Below are 22,742 nucleotides of genomic sequence, written 5' to 3' on the forward strand. Positions count from 1 at the left end.
ATTCGCCATCCGGATGGAAGAGGACACCGCGCAGGGACCGCCGCCCACTTCACCGGAATCCTCTCCACCGGAAAATTTATCCGCAAACCTGTCACATCTTCGACACATGAAGCGTCAGGGCGGTGACGGCAGTTGAAGCCGTTGCCCGACGACGCCGAAGGAGACCGTGGGACAGCTACGCACGTGCGGGCCCTGGAGCGGTCGGCCACGCCGACAGGAATCGGCCTTCCGCCGCTGATCCGGCCTCCCAGCGTTCGCGAACACCTCTTGCCACACCTCCCGCGCGGCCCCCGCATTCGAGCGGTCGGCTGACGACGCCCTGCGACGCCGCGCACACCACCCACGCACCTCGCCACGCCGAAGGCTGCCCGAAAACAAGAAGACCGAGGAAAGCACACATGAAGATCTCTCGAATAGGCCGCGCGTCATCCATCGCCGCCCTGGTGACAACCGCACTCGCTTTCACGGCAGTTGGCACCGTCGCTCCCACGGCCGTCGCCGACTCCCGCGCGGCCGCCGCTTCCGGGACGCAGAATGACCACCCGAGCTCGGGGCAGGGCACCTCCACCTCTGAGCTCCGGCGCAAGGGCCTGGTCCCGTCGAGTCTCGTGGCCAAGCCCATCACCCGCAGCGAGACCCTCAGACGCGCCGCCAGCTGGTTCGGCAAGGGTCTCCACTACAGCGGGGACAACACCTATCAGGGCTGGCGCACGGACTGCTCCGGCTTCGTCTCCATGGCCTGGGGACTGCCCGGCCCGGGTGAGACCACCGATTCGTTCATTCCCGGGGGCGTGGCCCACGAAATCTCCAAGGACGAACTGAAGCCCGGCGACGCGCTCAACAACAAGGCGCTCGGCAACGACGGTCACGTCGTCCTGTTCGAGAAGTGGGCCGATTCCTCCCAGTCCTCCTACTGGGGTTATGAGTTCAGCAGCAGCGGTCTGCACCACCGTGTGATCCCGTACGCCTACTTCTCCAGGTCCGAGCAGTACCGCCCGATCCGCTTCAACACCATCGTGGACGACGACACGGCCGCAGGGCCCGCCGAGGACAACGCCCGGGTCCAGGGCGACTTCGACGGCGACGGCCGCGACGACGTGGCGGTGCTCTACGACTACGGCAGGAAGGACGACCGCAGTCGCTCGGCCCTGTGGACGTTCAACAGCAACGGCAGCGGTTTCAACAGTCCCAAGCAGGTGTGGGACAGCGGGACGACGGAGAGCTGGAACTGGGCCTCCAGCAAGTTGACGGTCGGGGACTTCAACGGCGACGGCAAGGCCGACATCGGCGTCCTCTACAACATGGGCGCGACCGAGGACGGCCGCAACCGCACCAAGCTGTTCGTGTTCACCAGCACCGGCAGCGGATTCGCCGCCCCGGTCAAGGTCTGGGACAGCAACGACGACCCCGTGAAGAGCTGGAACTGGAACGCCAGCAAGCTCACCGTCGGCGACTTCAACGGCGACGGCAAGGCCGACATCGGGGTGCTGTACGACTACGGCAAGGACGACGACCACAACCGGACAGGGCTCTGGACGTTCACCAGCACCGGCAGCGGGTTCAACAGCCCGAAGCAGATGTGGGACAGCAACAACGACGCGGTCAAGAGCTGGAACTGGGAAGCCAGCAAGCCCGTCTCCGGGGACTTCAACGGCGACGGCAAGGCCGACATCGGCGTCCTCTACGACTACGGCAAGACCGACTCCGGCAGCCGCACCGGACTCTGGACGTTCAACGGCAATGGCAACGGGTTCAACAGCCCGAAGCAGGTGTGGGACAGCAACAACGACCCCGTGAAGAGCTGGAACTGGGAAGCCGGCAAGCCCGTTTCCGGCGACTTCAACGGCGACGGCAAGAGCGACATCGGCGTCCTGTACGACATGGGTCGCACCGAGGACGGCCGCAACCGCACCAAGCTGTTCACCTTCACCGGCACGGCGACCGGTTTCAACAGCCCGGTCAAGGTGTGGGACAGCAACGACGACCCCGTGAAGAGCTGGAACGCGTCCGCGAGCAAGCCCGTCGCAGGTGACTTCAACGGCGACGGCAAGGCGGACATCGGCGTCCTCTACGACTACGGCAAGACCGACTCCGGCAACCGCAGCGGACTGTGGACCTTCACCAGCAACGGCAGCGGCAGCGACAGCCCCAAGCTCGGCTGGGACAGCAGCGCGGACCCCGTCAAGAGCTGGAACTGGAGCGCGAGCAAGCTCGGCTGACCGGCTTCGCCCCTCCTCACCTCACCGTTCGGGAGAGTCACCGCACATGCGAACCATACGAATACGAAGAACGAACGGCGTGGCCTTCGCCGCCGCTGCCGCCCTGATGGCCCTCGTCGCCTCCGGCACCGCCACGGTCCAGGCCGCGCCCTCGCACGCCGGACCCTCCGGCACCACTCCGATCACCTACCGTGGCCTCACCCTCGACATACCCTCCGGGTGGCCGGTCGTGGACCTGGAGAAAGACCCGCACACGTGTGTGCGGTTCGACCGCCACACGGTGTACTTGGGCCACCCCGGCACCGAACAGTCCTGCCCCTCCCATCTGGTCGCGGACAAGACGGACGCCCTGATATTGGAGCCGATCACCGGAGCGGGCGGCCAGGACGCCTCCCACGCGCTGCGCATCCCTGCCGGGGCCCCGATGCCGCACGAGCTGCCGGTGACGTACGACCACGAGACGAAGGTCGCCGTCGAAGGCGCCGGAGTCATGGTCACGTCCTCCTACGGCACGTCCAGTACAACGGTCGCCGCCGTCCTCGGCTCGGCCCGCACGGACGCGACAGCCAAGCCGACCCCCCTGCCCGGCAAGGCGGGCAGGGGCCTCGCGGCTCCACCGGTTGCCGCCGTCACGGCCGACAAGGGATACACAGGGCTGGGCTTCGAGTCCTGCACCGCCCCTTCGCCCGCCGCGATGAAGGCATGGAAGGCCTCGTCGCCCTACGGGGCCGTCGGCATCTACATCGGCGGTCGCAAGCGGGGCTGTGCGCAACCGCAGCTCACCGGCGACTGGGTGCGTCAGCAGACCGCCGACGGCTGGCACCTGCTGCCTCTCTTCGTGGACCTCCAGGCCGGCGACATCTCTCCGGCCACCGCGGACGCGCAGGGCCGCGAGTCCGCGGACGCCGCCGTGGCCAAGGCGGCGGACCTGGGCCTGGGCCCCGGGACGGTCATCTACAGCGACATGGAGCACTACGACAGCCGCTCGTACCGGGCCCGGGTCATCGACTACGTGTCGGGGTGGACCAGCCGCCTCCACGAACATGGCTACCGCTCCGGTGTGTACGCGGGTGAAACGAGCGGCATCCCGGACCTCGCCTCGGTGGCCGACGACACCAACTACGCATCACCCGACGTGCTGTGGTCGGCGAACTGGAACCTCAAGGCCGATGTGTCGGACGCGTCGATGGGACTTCCGGGCCCCGGCTACTGGCCCAATGGGCGGCGCATCCACCAGTACCGCGGCCAGGTGAACGACACCTACGGCGGTGTCACCCTCGCCATCGACCGCGACTACGTCGATGTCGCCGCGGACTCGGCCCTGCCCGCACCCGGCGGAGAGGACGGTTCCTCGCGCGTCAAGGGCGACTTCGACGGCGACGGCCGCGACGACGTGGCCGTGCTGTACGACTACGGCAAGGAGGGCGGCGTCAGCCGGTCCGCGCTGTGGACGTTCGCGGGGACCGGCAGCGGCTTCGGCGCCCCGAAGAAGGTGTGGGACAGCGGATCGGACAGCTGGAGTTGGTCGGCCGCCAAGCTGACGGCCGGCGATTTCAACGGCGACGGAAGGACCGACCTGGCCGTCCTGTACGACATGGGCCGCACCGAGGACGGCCGCAACCGCACCAAGCTGTACGAGTTCACCAGCACCGGCAGCGGATTCAACAGCCCGGTCAAGGTCTGGGACAGCAACGACGACCCCGTCAAGAGCTGGAACTGGGCCTCCAGCAAGCTGACCGTCGGCGACTTCGACGGCGACGGCAAGGCCGACATCGCGGTTCTGTACGACTACGGTAGGGACGGCGACCGCAGCCGTACGGGCCTGTGGACCTTCACCAGCACCGGTGCCGCCTTCACCGGCCCCAAGCTGGTGTGGGACAGCAACAACGACCCGGTCAAGAGCTGGAACTGGAACGCCAGCAAGCCCACCGTCGGCGACTTCAACGGCGACGGCAAGGCCGACATCGGCGTCCTGTACGACATGGGTCGCACCGAGGACGGCCGCAACCGCACCAAGCTGTTCACCTTCACCGGCACGGCGACCGGTTTCAACAGCCCGGTCAAGGTGTGGGACAGCAACGACGACCCCGTGAAGAGCTGGAACTGGGACGCCGTCAAGGTAGTGGGCGGCGACTTCAACGGCGACGGCAAGAGCGACATCGGGGTGTTGTACGACTACGGCAAGGACGGCGACCGCAGCCGCACCGGACTGTGGACCTTCACCAGCAACGGCAGCGGGTTCAACAGCCCGAAGCAGGTGTGGGACAGCAGCAACGACCCGGTGAAGAGCTGGAACTGGGCCGTGAGCAAGCCGGTCGCAGGTGACTTCAACGGCGACGGAAAAACGGATATCGGCGTGCTCTACGACTACGGCAGGACCGATTCCGGCAATCGCACCGGACTGTGGACCTTCACCAGCGACGGCACCGGATTCGGTACACCCCTCCTGGGCTGGGACAGCGTGACGGATGCCGTGAAGAGCTGGAACTGGCGTGCCAGCAAGGTGAGTTGACACCCCTCCTGTGAGACATGGGGCACTCCTCGACGCCCGTCCGGCCCGGCTGCGGCCCGGCCGGACGGGCCCGTCATTCAATGGAAGGAAGAAGTGGATCCCTTGACGCGCAAGACCCGCACCCCCCGCAAGAAGGGCAGACGCGCGAGCGCGGCGGCGATGTCGGCCTCCGGCATGCTGCTCGCCTTGGTGGCCACCGCCGCCCCCGTCCCCGCCCAGGCGGCATCACTCGCCACCTGGGAAAAGATGGCCCAGTGCGAGAGCAGCGGGGACTGGGGATACAACCAGCCACCGTACTACGGCGGCCTGCAATTCCTGGAGAGTACGTGGGTGGCGTACCACGGAACGGACTATGCGCCATACCCCTATCAGGCCACCAAGGAACAGCAGATCCGGGTCGCGCAGCGGCTCCTCGACAATGAGGGCGCGGCTCCCTGGCCGTACTGCGGAAAGAAGGTGGGGCTGGCTGACGACGACGCACGCCCCTTCCCCGACGCGCCGGACGACGACGCCTCCGCCCGGATCAACGGTGACTTCGACGGCGACGGACGCGACGACGTGGCCGTGCTCTATGACTACGGCAAGGAGGGCGGCGTCAGCCGGTCCGGGCTGTGGACGTTCTCCGGGAGCGGTACCGGCCTCGGCAGCCCGAAGAAGGTGTGGGACAGCGGATCGGCCAGCTGGAGTTGGTCGGCCGCCAAACTGGCCGTCGGCGATTTCAACGGCGACGGCAAGGCCGACATCGCGGTCCTGTACGACATGGGTCGCACCGAGGACGGCCGCAACCGCACCAAGTTGTACGAGTTCACCAGCACCGGCAGCGGATTCAACAGCCCGGTCAAGGTCTGGGACAGCAACGACGACCCCGTCAAGAGCTGGAACTGGAACGCCGGCAAGCTCACCGTCGGCGACTTCAACGGTGACGGCAAGACCGACATCGGCGTCCTCTACGACTCCGGCAAGACCGACTCCGGCAACCGCACCGGACTGTGGACCTTCACCAGCAACGGCACTGGATTCAACAGCCCGAAACAGGTGTGGGACAGCAAGAGCGACCCGGTGAAAAGCTGGAACTGGGCCGCGAGCAAGCCGGTCGCGGGCGATTTCAACGGTGACGGCAAGACCGATATCGGGGTGCTTTACGACTACGGCAAGGATGGCGACCGCAGCCGCACCGGACTGTGGACCTTCACCAGCACGGGCAGCGGATTCAACAGCCCCAAGCAGACCTGGGACAGCGGGTCGGAAAGCTGGAGATGGTCGGCGGCCAAGGTGGTCGGCGGCGACTTCAACGGTGACGGCAAGGCCGACATCGGGGTGCTGTACGACCTCGGCAGGAACGGCGACCGCAACCGCACCGAACTGTTCACGTTCGCGGGCAACGGCACCGGCCTCAACACACCGGCCAAGGTGTGGGACAGCCAGGACGACAGCGCGGTGAAGAGCTGGAACTGGGCCGCGAGCAAGCCGGTCGCAGGTGACTTCAACGGCGACGGAAAGACGGATATCGGCGTCCTCTACGACTACGGCCAGACCGACTCCGGCAACCGCACCGGGCTGTGGACCTTCACCAGCGACGGCAGTGGATTCGCCGGCCCCAAGCTCACCTGGGACAGCCGGACCGACCCCGTCAAGAGCTGGAACTGGAACATGAGCAAGACCGGCTGAGCCATTCATGCCGTACAGAAGAGAAGAGGAAGGATGAAATACCGACCGGGAACACTGCTCACTTCCATAACAGTCTTGTGTGCCCTGCTCGTTCCGGTGCGTTCGGCGGCTCAGGCGGCCAGGCCCGAGCAGGGACGTTCCGTGGTGGCCGCGGCCGCCGTACGGGAGCAAAGTCCGCCGACGCTGCTCGCCGAGCCGGAAATGCGCGTCGTCTCCTGGAACATCTGCGGTGAGGCGGGCGGGGTGCGCGGGGAGGGCGGCTACTGCCCCTACCGCAACGATCCCCAGGCGAAAGTCGACCAGATCGCGCAGGTGGTCGCGGAGCGCAGTGCCAATGTCGTCATGCTCCAGGAAGTGTGCGGCGAGGCGCCCGGCAGCCATATGGAGCGGCTGCGCGCGGCCCTGGGCAGCGGATGGTCGATCGCGCACGCCCCGGGGGCCCGCCCGGACGACGGAACCACGAACTGCCGGGGCGGGCTCAGCGGCATATTGGGCGTGGGGATCGCGGTGAAGGGGCGCGTCACCGACACCACCGCGACGAACACCGTGCCCGGGGGCGGCGGTGACAAGCAGACCCTGCCCATCCTCTGTGTACGTGTCGAGGGCTGGTCGTCCCGGATCTGCACCACCCACATCCTGTCCGACCCTGCCGATCCGCGCAGGCCGGGGCAGATCCAGAACGTCAAGAACGAGATCTGGCCGGACCGCTATCAGCTGGTGCTCGGCGGCGACTTCAACATGTTCCCCGACTCCGCCGGGCTCAAGCCGATCTCGGACGAATTCGACGAGTGCGACCGCCGCTCCTACGGCGCCGGTGACATGGTCAACGAGGTCACCCATCACTCCTGGGAGAAAAAGGGCGGACACATATGGCGCAAGCGTGACCACATCTTCGCCTCGTGGGGAGAGTCCGGGAGCCAGTTCACATCCTGCGAGGTCGACCGGACCCGGATGGACACCACCGAGAACGCGCCCGACAGCGGTCCGCCCAACGGGTATTCGGACCATGCGCCGATCATCGGCTACCTCAAGCCGCCGCGGCACCTGAGCACGTCCGGGGACTTCGACGGCGACGGCAAGGCCGACCTCGCGGTCCTCTACGGGCAGGGGAAGACCCCGGACGGCCACAACCGGTCCAGCCTGTGGATCTCAGGCGGTTCCGGTACCGGAGCGGAGACCGGATTCGCCGCGCCGCGCGAGGTCTGGGACAGCGGTGCCGACAGCTGGAACTGGTCCGCGAGCGCGCTGACCTCCGGGGACTTCGACGGCGACGGCAAGACCGACATCGGCGTCCTCTACAACTACGGCAGGGACGGCGACCGCAACCGCACCGCGCTGTGGACCTTCAAGGGGACATCGAACGGCTTCGAGGCGCCCCGCAAGGTGTGGGACAGCCACGACGACACGGCCGTTCTCAGCTGGAACTGGTCCACGAGCAAGCTCGTCGCGGGCGATTTCAACGGCGACGGCAAAGCGGACATCGGCGTCCTGTACGACTACGGCAGGACCGACTCCGGCAACCGCACCGGACTGTGGACCTTCACCGGCACCGGCACCGGATTCGGCAAGCCCCACCTGGCGTGGGACAGCTCCACCGACCCGGTGAAGAGCTGGAACTGGGCCGCGAGCAAGCCGGTCGCAGGTGACTTCAACGGCGATGGCAAGACCGACATCGGCGTCCTCTACGACTACGGCAACCACACCGCCCTATGGACCTTCACCAGCAACGGCACCGGATTCGCCGGCCCCAAGCAGGCCTGGGACAGCGGATCGGAGAACTGGAACTGGTCCGCCGCCAAGCCGGTCGCCGGGGACTTCGACGGCGACGGCAAAGCGGACATCGGCGTCCTGTACGACTACGGCAGGACCGACTCCGGCAACCGCACCGGACTGTGGACCTTCACCGGCACCGGCACCGGATTCGGCAAGCCCCACCTCGCGTGGGACAGCTCCACCGACCCGGTGAAAAGCTGGAACTGGGCCGCGAGCGAGCCGGTCGCTGGTGACTTCAACGGGGACGGCAGGGCCGACCTCGCGGTGATGTACGACTACGGGAACGCGACCAACGGCCGCAACCGCACCGCGCTGTGGTCCTTCACCAGCCGCGGCACGGACTTCGCCGCCCCGCGGGCGAACTGGGACAGCAGCAACGCCGCTGACCAGCTGAAATCGGGCGAGCTGGGGGCGGCTCCGCTCAGCGGGTCCTAGTTCTCCATGATCGGTCCGTCGCCCTCCAGACCGGCCGCTCTCCCGGTCAGCGTCGCGGCCAGTGCGTCAGCGTCGCGACCGAGTCCGTAACAGCGCATCCCGGCGATCGCGAAGTACGCCTGGTCGAGCCAGACGCGGGCCGCGCCAGTGCTGCCGCGCGGCGAAGTACGGCGAGCTCCTGGAGACCGCCGGCAGGGGCATCTCGAGACCGCGGAAGTAGCCATCGACGGTGCGTGCGTGTCCGCGTACCACTCGATGGTCTCCCGCACCCGGGCCGGAACCGGAAGGGGGGCATCCTGGTAGTCGCCTGCCCTGCGATGCTTGAGCGGCGCGTACGGGGGGAGGAATCAACCCCAGTGCTGGCCTGCACTCGGCACTGCCCCGCGTCCCGATGGCGCGGGGCAGTCGGGCTTCCCAGGCCGCAACGCCCTTCAGGCCTCTGCGGTCAGCAGTGATCGCCGGGCTACGTGCCGCAGCTCGGGCCGCCCGGACCATCGAACTGCACCGAACTGAAGAAGTCCCGGAAGTTGGGGAAGAAGTTGCCCTTGCCGGTCGAGCCGACGGATGTGACGGTCGTGCAGCCGCTGTAGTTCGCGTCGGACCAGAGGTGGATGGTCGATGAGGTCCGGTTCCAGTCAGACTCGGCCCGGTCGTTCATGCCGAGCGCCGCGAGATCCGGCGTGCTTCTTGTCAGCGTGATCATGTCGCCGGTGCCGTCGAGGCCCGAGAACATGCAGTAGTAGCCGGCAGGGCACCGGTCGTACCCGACGGCCGCATGGGCTGTGGAGACCGGCAGGACGGTGGCAGCCGCGATGGCCACTGGCACGAGCAGGGTGCGCAACGTGTTCCTCATCTACGGATGCTCCTTGAGCCTGTATGTCGTCAACGCGTGCAGATGCCGCCCCTGCGATCGCTGCCCTGCCCTCAACTGCGTATGCGCCGAATGGCGGGACGAGCGTGGAGCGGTGGAGGCGACCCAGTAGCAAAGCTGGCTTACCTGCGTCCGCCGAATGGTGCAAGCCTGTGATTGTCAATCCATCCGAATGGGGTGCATCGTCGTCGGTCGGGTTGACAGCGGCGCGGCTGCTCTCTCGGTGCTGGGAAGCCGACTCCTCGCCCACCTCGCGTGCTCGTTGGCCGGTAGTGGTGGCCGTGCGTCTCTGCCGGATCGCCGTGAGGGCGCCCGGCTGCAGAGGCGCAGCGGCCGACTGCTGCTGACGCTCCGTCAGGGGAGTCGGCATCAGGTCAGCATGAAGACGGAAAAAGCTGCTGATAGAAGTCCGAGCTCTGGAAGCAGGCTGCCCCAGGCTCAGTTTTCGAACCGCCGGATGCCCGGCCCGGTTCGACGAGGAACCGGGCCGGAGGGTCACGGCCCGGGCGAGCAGGCTTCCCTAAGTATTTGCCCAGGTCAGCGCGCCCTTCCCCGTGGTTTGAGCGCCACCGGCGGCAGTTCGGGAGCCAGCAGCCGGGCCCCCTCGTAGCCGTGCACCTCGCCGAAGCGGGATCCGGTCATCCAGTCCGCACGGGCCTGAGCGATGTCCTCGTGGGAACGACCGACGAAGTTCCACCACATGACGATGTGTTCCTCGAACGGCTCGCCGCCCAGCAGCATGAACGAGCTGTCGACATCCGCGCGGAGCGGGAGTTCGGAGCGCCCGCAGCCGAGGTAGAGCATGGAGCCCGGGGCGAGGCGCACGCCGTCCACCTCCGCTTCGCCGGACATGGTCAGGGCCGCGTACTCGAAGTCGGGCCGGACCGGGAGGCGCGCGGAAGCGCCCGCGGGCAGGGTGAGGTCGGCACCCACGAGCGGGCTGAAGGTGGTGGCGGGGGAGGCCGCGCCGTCCAGCTCGCCCATGAGAACGGTGGCGCGCAGGCCGCCGCCCGTCACCCGCGGCAGTTCGGCATGGTGCTCCCATGCCGGGGCGGTGCGCCGGTGCGCGTCTGGCAGTGCCACCCACAGCTGGGCACCGTGCAGCACGCGCGCGTGCTCGCGCGGGGACTCCTCCGAGTGCGCGATGGCGCTCCCCGCAGTCATCAGCCCCAACTGCCCCGGACACAAGGTCTGGAGGCTGCCGAGGCTGTCCCGGTGCAGCACCTCACCGTCATGGAGCCAACTGACGGTCTGCAAGCCCATGTGCGGATGAGGAGGCACCTGCATCCCCGGCTCGTGAGCGATGTCGTCCGGGCCGTAGTGGTCGACGAAGCACCACGCGCCGACCATGCGCCGCCCGAGACTGGGCAGCAGACGGCGCACGACGGTGCTCTCGCCGAGCGGGACCCTCTTCGCGGGCAGCAGCTCCCGGACCGGCCGTGCGGTGACGTCGGCGCGGCCACCGCATTCGGCCGGTGCGGGCCTGAGATCGAGGTTGCTCATGGAAGCACTGTCCCATCCAGGGGCCGTCACGCGGCAGACCTGTGGATAACCGGGCCGACCGGGGCGTACTCGCCGTTCATCGCGAGGCGTGCGTTCCGGCGCCGCGCCCCGCCGCCACCGTGTCGTACGCCCACACCGCCCCCGCCACGAGCGCCGCGCCCAGCAGCCAGCCGCCCACCACGTCGGACAGCCAGTGCACACCGAGATAGAGCCTGGTGAAGCCCACCCCGACCACCGACACCGCTCCCGCCGCGAGCGCCGCACGGATTGCCGCGGGGCGGACGCGGTGCAGCCACAGCAGCCACACCACCAGCCCGCACGTCACGGTGGCGGTCAGCACATGGCCGGAAGGGAACGCCTGGTAGCTCGCGACGGCCACCGGGTCCGGCCAGTGCGGGCGGTCCCGGTCGACAGCGGACTTGAGGGCCTGCTGCACCGCCGTCCCGGCGGCGGACGTCCCCGCGACCCAGACGATCAGCAGCCACGCGCGCCGCCGCACAAGCCAGAGCGCCACCACGGCGAGGGCCGCGCGCATGGTCCAGGGATCCCACAGCCGTTCCGAGAGCCACCGGACGAATTCCGTCCAGCCGTGGTGCCGGACGGCGATCGGATGCAGACCGTCGGCCACCCGCCGGTCCAGCGATATGAGCGGGCCCCACCCACAGGCGACCAGCACCAGCAGCGTGAGGAACAGGGCGCAGAGGACGGCAGTTGTGCGCCACCCGGCAGCGGGTGCAGGGCGGGCCGGTACGGCGGGCGCGTCGGAGCGCGTCGGAACGTGCATGGCCGGATCCTTGCGGAAGCCCCGGCCGCGGCGCCACCCGTCCCACCGGGGAACGCTCTCCGGAGCTCAGGCCTGAGCTCAAGCCGGAGCTCAGCCCAGAACGCTCAGCCCAGCGCGCTCAGTCCGGGCATGAAGGCCACCAGCAAGGGCACCGCCGGGACCAGCGCTCCGACAGCCGTCAACCGGAGCCGCCGTGCCATCGTCAGCCGCGGCGCGGGGGACAGCAACCGGTCCACCCGGCCCGGCACCTGGGACAGCTGGGCCGGACAGGGACCGAAGACGCCACGGTCCTCGTTGAGCTCGACCAGCGCCAGCGCCGTCGTCATCCGGCCGAACCGCCGCGAGGCGGCGTCGTCCGCCGCCAGCTCGACGAGGCGGTGCACCTGGTCGCGGAACGCCGCGAACACCGGCACTTGCGGGAACCCGGTCGCAAGCGCCGACGAACAGTGCAGCAGCCAGTCGTGCCGCGCCCGCGCGTGCCCCTGCTCATGGGCGAGCACCGCGTCCAGCTGGGAGTCCGAGAGCCGGCGCAGCGCACCCGTCGTGACGACGAGCCGCGGAGCCGTCCCGCCGCGCAGCCACCACGCGTCAGGCCGCTCGCCCTCCAGCACCACCAGCCGGTCCGCGTCCGGTGCCTCGCCGGGCAACTGCGGCGCGCGGACGAGCAGATCGGTGCGGCGCTGCCGGCGGCAGGCCCGCGCCAGGCCGATCTCGCGGGTCAGCATCGCGGCGGTCCACACCGCGCCGAAGCCCAGCGCCACGGCCAGCGGGGCGGCCCACGGGCGGTACGAGGTGAGGGCGTAGGCCTCCATGACGCCGTGCGGGGCGGCCGCGAACACATGGCCGCGCACCGCTTCCCAGGCGGCCGCCGCGCTGAGCGCCATGGCCAGAGCGCAGCACAGCAGCACGGCCGCCACAGCGCACTGCCACACCCACAGGGCCACGACGGGTTCACGGTCGGGCCAGTCGGAGCGGGTCAGCAAGCGCGGCGTCGACGCCGCGACCAGTCCACCGAGGACCAGCAGCACGAGCGGGACCATCATGGCCGCAGCCTATGAGCGTGACGCCGCGCCCGGGTACGGTCCCGGGCGCGAAGTGACGCATGCCACGGCCTTGACGGGAGCCGCCGCACAGGGTCAGAGGGTGAGCAGCATCGCCAGCATGCCGATGCCCATGGACAGGCGGCAGGCGTTGGTGAGATTGGGGCGGCCCGGCCAGGCCGCCTCGCCGGACGTGACGGCGACCACGGGAACGAGCGAGGCCACCGTCCGTACGACGTACACCGCGAAATACACCAGCAGCAGGCCCGTCAGCAGAGGCGTCCCCGCGGGGACGTGTCCTTCCGCCTGCCCGGTGCCGGTGTGTCCGGAGTGCCCGCTCATGGGAGCCCCCGCCATCGCCAGCGCCATATAGACCATGGCGAACGCGCCCACAGCGTGGTGGAGATGGTGCAGATGCTGCCCTTCCGTACGTCCACGCGCCACCAGCAGGGAGCGCAGGCCCGCCGCACCGAACACGGCCGCGAACACCGGCGCGCCCCACGGGTGGGTGCTCAGGCCGGCGGTCGGTATGGCCATCACCGCCATGCCCAGGCCCATCAGCGCGTCCCCTCCCGTGGACCGGGTCTCCGCCGCGGACCTCGCTCCGGCCCTCACGAGGCAGTACGCGCCGGTCGCGGCGCACAGTGCCACCAGCAGCCAGCCGATGAGCGGTGGTCCGTGCACTGTGCACCTCCCCGTCGGGCAGACCTACCCCGGGAGGATGCCCGCTCCAGTCGCATCACATGGGAGCGCACGGGCGCACAAGGGGAGCACTGTCCGGCGCCCGGCACGCCCGCGCACGCGCGGGTGACACGGGGGCGCACCAAGGTGGTGGACCGGCGCACGGGAGGCAAGCTCCGGGGGTTGCCCTGCCGGAGTCGGCCCCGGGCGCGGCGCGCTCGCGGCAGCGGGGCCTCGCCCTACGGTGGTCGTCATGGACGACGCGGCCCCTGCACACGGGCGGACCGGAGAGGAAGCCGATTACGTCGGCCTGTTGACGTCCCGGCTGAAGGAGCGCCTGTACGCGGCGATCACCGTGGTCGCGGTGGTGGTGAGCCTGGCGTACTCCGGGCACGCCGGACCACGAGCCGCTGCCGTATCGGTCGCGGTCACAGTGGTGGGGCTGTGGCTGGCGACTCTGGTCGCGGACGGGCAGGCACACCGGATCGTGCACCGTCGCTGGATGAGCGGGCGGCAACTGCGGGAGGCGCTGTTCGTCTCCAGCCCGCTGCTGCTGTCGGCCGTCGGGCCGCTGATCCTCATCCTGCTGTCCGCCCTCGGGGCGATGGCGCTGCACACGGCGCTGCTCACGGCGGCAGGGGTGAGTGTGGCGGTGCTGTTCGCGTGGGGCTGTTACGGCGGGCTCCGGATGGGCGGTGGCGTGGCTGTCGCGCTGCTGGCCGGCACCGCCGACGCGGCGATCGGTACCGCCGTCGCGCTGGTCAAGGCCGCCGGCCACTGAACGCGCTCCGGAGCCGCCGGTCCGAACCTTGCCGGCCCTGCTCTACGGCCGCCTGCCGCCCAGGTGTCCTCAGATGCCCGGGCGGTAGCGGATCGGGTGCCCCTCCGGCACCTCCACCACCGCGATCCGCACCCCGTCCGGGTCCCTGATCCACATCTCGATCAGCCCCCAGGGCTTGGTCTCCGGCGCTTCCAGCACCTCGACTCCCTCGCGGAGGAATTCCTCGTGGGCCGCCGTGGCGTCCGCGACCTGGAACCACAGCTCGAGGCCGGGGTCCGGCGGCGCGTCGGCGCGGCCCGAGACCTCCAGGAAGCCACCGCCCAGGAAATAGACCGTGCCGCGCTCCGGGCCGGTCCCGAACTCCCGGTAGACCGCGAGCCCCAGCGCCCGCCCGTAGAAGTCCCGCGAACGCTCCGGATCCGTGGGCCGCAGAAGCACGCGGCTGCTCAGTACATGCACCATGACGCGACTGTACGCAGAGCCGATCGGGTTAGTGTTCGTATGCAGCCAAGATGTGCGGCCGGAATGCTCGGCCGGAGCCGTACGGAGAGGATCACACGGAGACCATGGAGACAGCCAGCAGCCGCACCGCAGAGCCGGTCTTCCGGGCAGCGACCGTCGCCGACGTGCCCGAGCTCGTGGCACTCGTCGAGTCGGCCTACCGCGGTGACGACAGCCGCGCGGGGTGGACGACCGAGGCGGATCTGCTGGACGGCCAGCGGACCGATCCCGCGGGCGTCGAGGCCGTGGTGAAGGACGAGAACAGCCGTCTGCTGGTGGTGGAGTGCGAGGGTGAGACCGTCGCCTGCTGTCAGCTCGAACACCGGGGCACGCACGCCTACTTCGGGATGTTCGCGGTCCGCCCGACGATGCAGGGCGCCGGGCTCGGCAAGGTGGTCATCGCCGAGGCGGAGCGGTTCGTGCGAGCCGAATGGGGTGCCGACGAGATGCACATGACCGTCATCCGGCAGCGTGACGAGCTGATCGCCTGGTACGAGCGCCGCGGCTACCGCCGTACCGGCCGGATGTCCCCCTTCCCGTACGGCGACGAGCGCTTCGGCATCCCGCAGCGCGACGACCTCGAGTTCGAGCTGCTCGTCAAGGAACTGCCGTAACGCGGCAGGGCTTCGTGGGTGTAAGGGGCGCCCCTCCAGGGACTTCGCCCCTTACACCCCCGCGCGGCTACAGCCGGCCCGCCTCGACCAGCCGGCGCAGGAAGCGCCGCGTGCGCTCCTGACGCGGCTCGCCGAAGACCTCCGCGGGTGTGCCACGCTCCAGCACCACCCCGCCGTCGAGGAAGCACACCTGGTCGGCGACGTCCCGGGCGAACCCCATCTCGTGCGTGGCGAGCACCATGGTCATGCCCTCGTCCTTGAGGTCGCGCACGACGCCCAGCACCTCACCGACCAGCTCCGGGTCGAGAGCGGCGGTGACCTCGTCGAGCAGCAGGAGCCGGGGCCGTCCCGCCAGGGCCCGTACGATTGCCACCCGCTGCTGCTGGCCACCGCTGAGCCGGTCCGGGAACTCGCCGGCCTTGCCGCCCAGGCCGAGCCGCTCCAGGAGCTCCCGCGCCCGTTCCTCCGCCTCGGCCCGCGGCACGCCGTGCACCCTGCGCGGGGCGAGCGTGATGTTGTCGAGCACGGTCATGTGCGGGAAGAGGTTGTACGCCTGGAAGACCACGCCGATGCGGCGGCGCACCGTGTCCGGGTCCACGCGCGGGTCGGTGATCTCCTCGCCGTCCAGGAAGATCGCGCCGTCGTCGATCTCCTCCAGGAGGTTCGCGCAGCGCAGCAGGGTCGACTTGCCCGAGCCGGACGCCCCGATGAGGGCGGTCACGGTGTGCGGGGCGACTTCGAGGCCGACGTCGCGCAGGACGACGGAGCGGCCGAAGGTCTTGCGTACGGCCTCCAGCCGCAGCACGGCGGCCGGCGCTTCCGCGGTGCTCATACGATTCCTCCCTGGGCCCGGCGGCGGTCCATCCGTGCGGTAATCCAGTCGGTGAACCGTGTCATCGGGATGGTGAGGGCCACGAAGATGAGCCCGGCGACCACATAGGGCGTGTAGTTGAAGCTCTTGGCGGCGATGATCTGCGCCGCGTAGACCGCGTCCACGGCCCCCGCGATCGAGACGAGGCCGGTGTCCTTCTGGAGCGAGACCAGGTCGTTCAGCAGCGGTGGCACGACACGGCGCACGGCCTGCGGCAGCACCACGTGGCGCAGCGTCTGCCGGGCGGAAAGCCCCAGCGAGCGGGCGGCGGCGCGCTGGCTGGGGTGCACGGACTCGATGCCCGCGCGGAACACCTCGGCGACGTATGCCGAGTACGTGAGCACCAGCGCCGTGCCGCCCAGCAGCACCGGGTCCGTCGTCACACCTTGCAGCCGCAGCGCGGGAACACCGAAGACGACCATCAGGAGACAGATGACGAGCGGCAGGCCACGGAAGAAGTCGGTGTAGGCGGTGGCGAGGGCCCGCAGGGGGAAGAAGACCGGGCCGCGCAGTGTGCGGGCGATCGCTATCAGCAGGCCGAGCACGAGGACGGCGGCTCCGCAGACGACGAGCAGCCGGAGGTTGAGCAGCAGTCCGTCGAGCACCTTGGGGAGCGCTTCGCGGGCGTAGTGCGCGTTGAAGAAGGTGTCCCGGGTGCGTGACCAGCCGGGGGAGTTGACGATGGCGAGGAACAGCACGGAGCCGGTGACCAGTGTGCTGACGGCCGCCACGGAAGTGGCCCGGCGCGCACGCGTGCGTTTGAACCGTTCGCGTTCCAGGCGCCGCGCGGAAGGAACGTAGGTGTCCTGGGGTGCGGCGCTCTCCGGCAGGGCGTCCCGGGGTGTGGCGGCCGCCGCGTCCTCGGCCGTCACTTGAGCACCGGTGCGTCGACGGCCTCGGAGAGCCAGGTCTTCTCCAGGCGGGCGAGTGTGCCGTCCTCGCGCAGGGAGTCGACGGCGTCACTGACGCAGCCGGTGAGCCCGCTGCCCTTGTCGAGGACGAGCCCGAACTGTTCCGCCCGGCCGCCGGTGGCCGGGAACTGGCCGACGATCTTCGCGTCCTGGACCTCGGCGGAGGTGATGTAGAAGGCCGTGGGCAGGTCCACGACGATCGCGTCCACCTGGCCGTTCTTCAGCGCGGTCTTGGCGTAGTCGTTCTTCTGGAAGACGGCGGGCTGCTGGTCGGGCCGGATGACGCTGTTGACGACGTCGAGGCTGGTGGTACCCACCTGCGCGCCCAGCTTCACGTGCTTGAGCGCGTCCACCGAGGTGGCCTTGGCGGCGGGAGAGCTCTTGAGCGCGATGACGGCCTGCCGGACGTCGTAGTAGCCCGAGGAGAAGTCGACGGCCCGGCGGCGCTCGTCGCTGACGGAGACCTGGTTGAGGTCGAAGTCGAACTTCTTCTTCCCCGGCGCCACAGCCGAGTTGAAGGGCACCGTCTGCCAGATCACGTCGGATCTCGCGTAGCCGAGCCGGTCGGCGACGGCGTACGCGACGGCCGACTCGAAGCCCTTGCCGTTCGCCGGGTCGTCGTCCTGGAACCACGGGGCGTAGGCGGGCTTGTCGGTGCCCACGGTGAGCTTGCCCGCGGTCCCGGTCGCCAGGTGCCCCTTGGCGCAGGCGGCTGCGGGCGGGGCGGCGGACGACTTCGCGGAGCCTGTGTCGTCCTGCGGGGCACAGGCGACGGCCGCGCCCAGCAGCACGGCGAGGGCGGCACCGAGGCGCGGCAGGCGCCCGGCGCGGCGGGGCGCGGTGCGGCGGGGCGCGGTGCGGCGCGAGGGCCGGCCGGAGAGACCGGAGAGACCGGAGAGAGGGGCGTAGAGGGAAGCGGAGCGGGAAGTCGTGCGGCGTGTGGGCCGGTTGGCGACGGACATGGCGGGAGCGTGGCAGTGCCTGACGGGATCTGTCCAGGTCAGGCCATGGACCGTCCGAATAGCGGAAGACTGTTGCCGATTCATGAATTCTCGGCGGCCCGGGCGGGTAGCCATGAAGGAGTGCCCCGTCGATGGCCGGAACTGAGCCACGACAGCAATGGGCCGCATGGGCCGGACACGATGACGTGAGGCGCCTGAGGCCACCCGAGCGCATGCCGACAGGAAAAACAGCGGTGCGACCAGGGGGTCGGCAGGATAATTTATGGCTGCTCCTCTTGAGATGAAGAACCGCACACAGATACGGTGTCTTAACGCGAAGTTCTCCCGAGGAGGGGCGGTCATGACGGAAATCCTTGCGTCGACGGCGATAGCGGCCGACGAAACAGCGGTGGGCCGCGTGATCGATCACCCGGCTTGGGCCACGCTCAAGGGCGCCGTGGAAACGATCCGGCCGTGGCAGTCCCCGGACGGCTCCATCGACCTCGAAGCGGAGGGCGCACCCCCGGGCGACACCGTACGCGCCGAGATCGGCCGGGTCGCCACGGCCGTCGAGGAGCTCTCACCGCTCCTGCCCCACGACGCCGAGTACCACCGGGCGCTCATGATGGACCTGCGCCGCTGGGCGGACGGCGGATTCGCCGTGCCCGACTTCCTGGACTCGCTGCTGGCCTTCCAGCCCGCCGCGCAGCGCGCCGACGGCCTCCAGCACCTCGTCGTCTTCCCGATGTACACGCAGAACGGCAACCCCGACCGCAATCTCGAAGCGGTCGTGCTGCGCGTCGTGTGGCCCGACTGGCTCGCCGAGCTGGAGCGCACCCGCTACGACAACCCCCTCTTCGTCGGCATCACCTTCGAGGACTTCACCGCCGGCTACGACACCAACTCCGCGGTCCTCTTCCCGGAGACCATCGCGGTCCGCGAGGCCCCGGAGCGCTTCACCTGGGGCGGCATCTTCTGCGACCGTGAGGCGGCCCGCTTCCGCCGCGTCACGGAGGCGGCCGTCGGCACCCTCGGCCTGGAGCTGCCCGCCGACATCCAGGAGATGATCGGCGACCAGCACCGCTGCCAGCAGGCGTTCGTCCTGTGGGACATGGTCCACGACCGCACCCACAGCCACGGCGACCTCCCGTTCGATCCCTTCATGATCAAGCAGCGGCAGCCGTTCTGGATGTACGGCCTGGAGGAGCTGCGCTGCGACCTCACGGCCTTCAAGGAGGCTGTGAAACTGGAGGCCGACGGCTACTCCCAGGGCCGCGACGTGCAGTACGCCGTCCTCTTCGACCGGATGTTCCGCTTCCCGGTCACGGGCGAGCGCGTGCGCAACTACGACGGCCTCGGCGGCCAGCTGCTGTTCGCCTACCTGCACAAGCACGACGTCGTACGCTGGACGGACAACACACTGCACATCGACTGGGACCGCGCCCCGCAGGTCACCAACCAGCTGTGCGGCGAGATCGAGAAGCTCTACCGCGACGGGATCGACCGCCCCAAGCTCGTGCACTGGTTCGCCGCCTACGAGCTGGTCTCGGCCTACCTCGCGCCGCACCCCGGCTCCGTATGGGCCAAGGGCCCCGACGCCCTCGACCTGACCCAGCCCCCGCGCAAGCTCGTGGACGACGTGCTTCCGGACGAGTTCCCGCTCAGCATGTTCTACGAGGCCCTTGCCAAGAAGCTGCGCAGCGTGATCGCCTCCACCAAGGGGATCACCGCGGCGAGCGAGGGGCAGGCGGCCGCGTGAGCAAGAGCGAGACGGAGGCGACGATCATGAGCACAACGACGAACGGCGACGGCCGACTGGACGGCGCGGTCGTGGCGGTGGCGGGCGCGGCCGGACCGGCCGGGCGCGCGACGCTGCTGCGGCTGGCCGAGGCCGGGGCGACCGTCGTCGCCTCCGACGCGGACGCCGCCCGGCTCGCCGAGGCCGTCGACGCCGCCCGCTACGCCCACGGGGGCGCCACGGTCACCGGCGACATCGTGGACCTGCTCGACCTGGAGGCGACCCGCAACTGGGTCGACCGCACCGAGAAGGAATTCGGCCGGATCGACGGCCTGGTGCACCTGGTGGGCGGCTGGCGCGGCTCGGCTACGTTCGCCGAGACCGACCTCGCGGACTGGGAGCTGCTGGAAAAGCTCCTCATCCGTACCGTGCAGCACACCTCGCTCGCCTTCGAGGCCCCGCTCCAGCGCAGCGGCAACGGCCGCTATCTGCTCGTCAGCGCCGCCGGTGCCTCCAAGCCCACCGCGGGCAATGCCGCGTACTCCGCCTCCAAGGCCGCCGCCGAGGCCTGGACGCTCGCGCTCGCCGACTCCTTCCGCAAGGCGGGGGGCGACGGCGACCCCAAGGCGGCCGCTGCCATCCTGGTGGTCAAGGCCCTGGTGCACGACGCCATGCGCGCCGAGCGCCCGAACGCGAAATTCGCGGGTTTCACGGACGTCAAGGACCTGGCCGAGGCCATCGTCGGCGTCTGGGGGAAGCCTGCCCGAGAAGTGAACGGAACCCGTCTGTGGCTGACTCCGCAACCGTGACCGCGCCGACCGACGCCATACGGCGGCACGACCCTGCCTCGCGCGGCTTCGCCAGCGACAACTACGCGGGCGCGCACCCCGAGATCCTCGCGGCCCTCGCCCTCGCCAACGGCGGCCACCAGATCGCCTACGGCGAGGACGTCTACACCGCGCACCTCCAGGAAGTGATGCGCGGTCACTTCGGCCCCACGGCCGAGGCGTTCCCGGTCTTCAACGGCACCGGTGCCAACGTGGTCGCCCTCCAGGCGGCCACCGAGCGGTGGGGCGCGGTGATCTGCGCCGACACGGCGCACATCCACGTGGACGAGGGCGGGGCGCCCGAGCGCGTCGGCGGGCTCAAGCTGCTGACCGTGCCGACCGAGCACGGCAAGCTCACCCCCGAGCTCATCGACCGGGAGGCGTACGGCTGGGACGACGAGCACCGGGCGCAGCCGCAGATCGTCTCGATCGCCCAGACCACCGAACTCGGCACCTGCTACGCGCCGGAGGAGATCCGGGAGATCTGCGACCACGCCCATGAGCGGGGCATGAGGGTCCACCTCGACGGCGCCCGCATCGCCAACGCCGCGGCCACGCTCGGCGTTCCGCTGCGGGCCTTCACGACCGACGCCGGTGTGGACCTGCTGTCCTTCGGCGGCACCAAGAACGGGATGCTGTTCGGCGAGTGCGTCGTCGTGCTGAACCCGGGCGCGGTGCGGGCCATGAAGCACCTGCGCAAGCTGTCCATGCAGCTGGCCTCCAAGATGCGTTTCGTCTCGGCCCAGTTCGAGGCACTGCTCGCCGGTGACCTGTGGCTGCGCAGCGCCTCGCACGCCAACGCCATGGCCGCGCGCCTGGCCGAGGGCGTACGGGCCGTCGAGGGCGTGGAGGTCCTGCACCCGGTGCAGTCCAACGCCGTCTTCGCCCGGCTGCCGCACGACGTGAGCGAGCGTCTCCAGAAGAGCTACCGCTTCTACTTCTGGGACGAGGCGGCCGGCGACGTCCGCTGGATGTGCTCCTTCGACACCACCGAAGCCGACGTGGACGCCTTCGTGGCGACGCTCGCGGCGGAGATGGGCAAGCAGAAGTAGACACTCGCGCCTGAGAACGCGTCCGGCCGCAATGTCATCGACATTGCGGCCGGTGTGTCATCACGGTCCACGCGTCCCGGCGGGCGGCCTGGTGGTGCCAGGCCGCCCGCCGGGGAAACGTCTCAGCGCCGGTCCAAGGCAGCGGCCTCCGCCGGGGTCGGTGCCGTGCCGCCGAGGTGGGCCGGGACCCACCAGGTGTCGTCCGGACCCTTGGGACGGACCGGATAGGCCCGCTGGGCCGCCTCCAGCAGCTCCTGGACGCGGCCCCGCACCCGCTCCGTGACGGTGTCCGCGTGCTCGGCCGGATCGGCGGCCATCGGCTCGCCCACCCGCATGGTGATCGGGATGTGGTTGCGGCCCAGGTCCCGCTTGTGCCCCTTGGTCCACAGCCGCTGGGTGCCCCACAGCGCCATCGGCAGCAGCGGCACGCCCGCCTCCTGGGCGAGCCGGGCCGCGCCCGACTTGAAGTTCTTCAGCGTGAACGACTGGGAGATCGTCGCCTCCGGGAAGACACCGATGATCTCGCCCGAGCGCAGCGCGGACAGCGCGTGCTTGTAGGCGTCCATGCCGGCCGCGCGGTCCACGGGGATGTGCTTCATCGCGCGCATCAGCGGCCCCGACACCTTGTGCCGGAAGACGGACTCCTTGGCCATGAACCGCACCAGCCGCTTGGCGGGCCGGGCGGCCAGCCCGCAGAAGATGAAGTCGAGATAGCCGATGTGGTTGCTCACCAGCACCGCCCCGCCGCGCTGCGGCACGTGCTCGGTGCCCTGGATGTCGAAGCGCAGATCGAGCGCCTTGAACATGGAGCGGGCGACACCGATCACCGGGGGGTAGACGAGTTCTGCCATATCGGGGAAATCCTTCTGGGCCTGGGGAGGGTGCTCCCGGCTGAAGTTACGCGGCCGTAGGTTCTCGGCTCCCGGCCGATCGTGCCTGATCGCCCGGCCCGTGGACCAGCGGGGGTGCCCCGGGGGCCAGGAGATTCTCGTCACGTCGGCCCGCGGCGCGGGACATCGT

General features: G+C 69.7%; 19 protein-coding genes. 9 read left to right on the top strand and 10 right to left on the bottom strand.

Annotation, left to right across the window (positions count from 1 at the left end; genetic code table 11):
• Nucleotides 1-398: 398 nt before the first annotated feature.
• The 4 genes from ACFY1P_RS07750 (at nucleotide 399) to ACFY1P_RS07765 (ending at nucleotide 8,607) form a co-directional block, all read left to right on the top strand.
• Nucleotides 399-2,219: an FG-GAP-like repeat-containing protein gene (locus ACFY1P_RS07750; protein WP_390750056.1), complete on the top strand. Its 1,821-nt coding sequence runs from the start codon at nucleotides 399-401 to the stop codon at nucleotides 2,217-2,219.
• A gap of 46 nt (nucleotides 2,220-2,265) precedes the next feature.
• Entirely contained in the window at nucleotides 2,266-4,731 is a 2,466-nt protein-coding gene (locus ACFY1P_RS07755) for a glycoside hydrolase domain-containing protein (RefSeq protein WP_390750057.1), read from the top strand.
• A gap of 102 nt (nucleotides 4,732-4,833) precedes the next feature.
• Complete coding sequence (locus tag ACFY1P_RS07760) at nucleotides 4,834-6,399, top strand: FG-GAP-like repeat-containing protein (RefSeq protein ID WP_390750058.1); 1,566 nt, start codon at nucleotides 4,834-4,836, stop codon at nucleotides 6,397-6,399.
• Nucleotides 6,400-6,540: 141 nt separating this feature from the next.
• Nucleotides 6,541-8,607, top strand: a complete 2,067-nt coding sequence (locus tag ACFY1P_RS07765; RefSeq protein ID WP_390750059.1) for an FG-GAP-like repeat-containing protein — start codon at nucleotides 6,541-6,543, stop codon at nucleotides 8,605-8,607.
• A 463-nt stretch (nucleotides 8,608-9,070) separates the two neighbouring features.
• Here ACFY1P_RS07765 and ACFY1P_RS07770 read toward each other — a convergent pair whose 3' ends face one another.
• From ACFY1P_RS07770 to ACFY1P_RS07790, 5 genes are all read right to left on the bottom strand, one after another.
• A complete protein-coding gene (locus tag ACFY1P_RS07770; protein ID WP_361525670.1) occupies nucleotides 9,071-9,460 on the bottom strand; it encodes a peptidase inhibitor family I36 protein in 390 nt (129 codons plus the stop codon).
• Between the two features lie 555 nt (nucleotides 9,461-10,015).
• On the bottom strand, nucleotides 10,016-10,981 hold the full coding sequence (locus ACFY1P_RS07775) for a pirin family protein (protein ID WP_390750060.1): 966 nt from the start codon (nucleotides 10,979-10,981) through the stop codon (nucleotides 10,016-10,018).
• 76 nt (nucleotides 10,982-11,057) lie between these two features.
• A complete protein-coding gene (locus tag ACFY1P_RS07780; RefSeq protein ID WP_390750061.1) occupies nucleotides 11,058-11,765 on the bottom strand; it encodes a phosphatase PAP2 family protein in 708 nt (235 codons plus the stop codon).
• Between the two features lie 104 nt (nucleotides 11,766-11,869).
• On the bottom strand, nucleotides 11,870-12,808 hold the full coding sequence (locus tag ACFY1P_RS07785; protein WP_390750062.1) for a M56 family metallopeptidase: 939 nt from the start codon (nucleotides 12,806-12,808) through the stop codon (nucleotides 11,870-11,872).
• A 93-nt stretch (nucleotides 12,809-12,901) separates the two neighbouring features.
• The gene (locus ACFY1P_RS07790) at nucleotides 12,902-13,489 is read right to left on the bottom strand and encodes a DUF5134 domain-containing protein (protein ID WP_361528379.1); all 588 of its coding nucleotides are present in this window, start codon (nucleotides 13,487-13,489) and stop codon (nucleotides 12,902-12,904) included.
• A 250-nt stretch (nucleotides 13,490-13,739) separates the two neighbouring features.
• On the opposite strand from ACFY1P_RS07790, the gene ACFY1P_RS07795 reads away from it, so the two are divergent.
• Complete coding sequence (locus ACFY1P_RS07795; RefSeq protein ID WP_361528381.1) at nucleotides 13,740-14,267, top strand: hypothetical protein; 528 nt, start codon at nucleotides 13,740-13,742, stop codon at nucleotides 14,265-14,267.
• Nucleotides 14,268-14,336: 69 nt separating this feature from the next.
• On the opposite strand, the gene ACFY1P_RS07800 is transcribed toward ACFY1P_RS07795, so the two are convergent.
• Nucleotides 14,337-14,729, bottom strand: a complete 393-nt coding sequence (locus ACFY1P_RS07800) for a VOC family protein (RefSeq protein ID WP_361528383.1) — start codon at nucleotides 14,727-14,729, stop codon at nucleotides 14,337-14,339.
• A gap of 104 nt (nucleotides 14,730-14,833) precedes the next feature.
• Between ACFY1P_RS07800 and ACFY1P_RS07805 the strand changes: the two genes are divergently transcribed.
• Nucleotides 14,834-15,382, top strand: coding sequence for a GNAT family N-acetyltransferase (locus ACFY1P_RS07805; protein WP_361528385.1), 549 nt, complete (start codon nucleotides 14,834-14,836; stop codon nucleotides 15,380-15,382).
• A gap of 67 nt (nucleotides 15,383-15,449) precedes the next feature.
• On the opposite strand, the gene ACFY1P_RS07810 is transcribed toward ACFY1P_RS07805, so the two are convergent.
• From ACFY1P_RS07810 to ACFY1P_RS07820, 3 genes are read right to left on the bottom strand one after another with little or no spacing between them, the layout of a single operon-like run.
• Entirely contained in the window at nucleotides 15,450-16,214 is a 765-nt protein-coding gene (locus tag ACFY1P_RS07810; protein WP_361528387.1) for an amino acid ABC transporter ATP-binding protein, read from the bottom strand.
• Nucleotides 16,211-17,083, bottom strand: a complete 873-nt coding sequence (locus ACFY1P_RS07815; protein WP_361528415.1) for an amino acid ABC transporter permease — start codon at nucleotides 17,081-17,083, stop codon at nucleotides 16,211-16,213. Before ACFY1P_RS07815 ends, ACFY1P_RS07810 begins: the two co-directional genes overlap by 4 nt.
• Before the next feature lie 38 nt (nucleotides 17,084-17,121).
• Entirely contained in the window at nucleotides 17,122-18,126 is a 1,005-nt protein-coding gene (locus tag ACFY1P_RS07820; RefSeq protein WP_390750063.1) for an ABC transporter substrate-binding protein, read from the bottom strand.
• 340 nt (nucleotides 18,127-18,466) lie between these two features.
• Here ACFY1P_RS07820 and ACFY1P_RS07825 point away from each other — a divergent pair, with 340 nt between their 5' ends.
• From ACFY1P_RS07825 to ACFY1P_RS07835, 3 genes are read left to right on the top strand one after another with little or no spacing between them, the layout of a single operon-like run.
• Nucleotides 18,467-19,864: a DUF6421 family protein gene (locus tag ACFY1P_RS07825; protein ID WP_390750064.1), complete on the top strand. Its 1,398-nt coding sequence runs from the start codon at nucleotides 18,467-18,469 to the stop codon at nucleotides 19,862-19,864.
• Between the two features lie 26 nt (nucleotides 19,865-19,890).
• A complete protein-coding gene (locus tag ACFY1P_RS07830; protein WP_361528417.1) occupies nucleotides 19,891-20,652 on the top strand; it encodes an SDR family NAD(P)-dependent oxidoreductase in 762 nt (253 codons plus the stop codon).
• A complete protein-coding gene (locus ACFY1P_RS07835; protein ID WP_390750065.1) occupies nucleotides 20,631-21,722 on the top strand; it encodes a threonine aldolase family protein in 1,092 nt (363 codons plus the stop codon). The genes ACFY1P_RS07830 and ACFY1P_RS07835 overlap by 22 nt, the downstream gene beginning before the upstream one ends.
• Nucleotides 21,723-21,844: 122 nt before the next feature.
• On the opposite strand, the gene ACFY1P_RS07840 is transcribed toward ACFY1P_RS07835, so the two are convergent.
• Complete coding sequence (locus tag ACFY1P_RS07840) at nucleotides 21,845-22,573, bottom strand: lysophospholipid acyltransferase family protein (protein ID WP_361528395.1); 729 nt, start codon at nucleotides 22,571-22,573, stop codon at nucleotides 21,845-21,847.
• Nucleotides 22,574-22,742 lie beyond the last annotated feature (169 nt).

Origin of the sequence: Streptomyces sp. NPDC001407, from assembly GCF_042895325.1 — a bacterium.
In the GTDB taxonomy this organism is placed as follows: domain Bacteria; phylum Actinomycetota; class Actinomycetes; order Streptomycetales; family Streptomycetaceae; genus Streptomyces.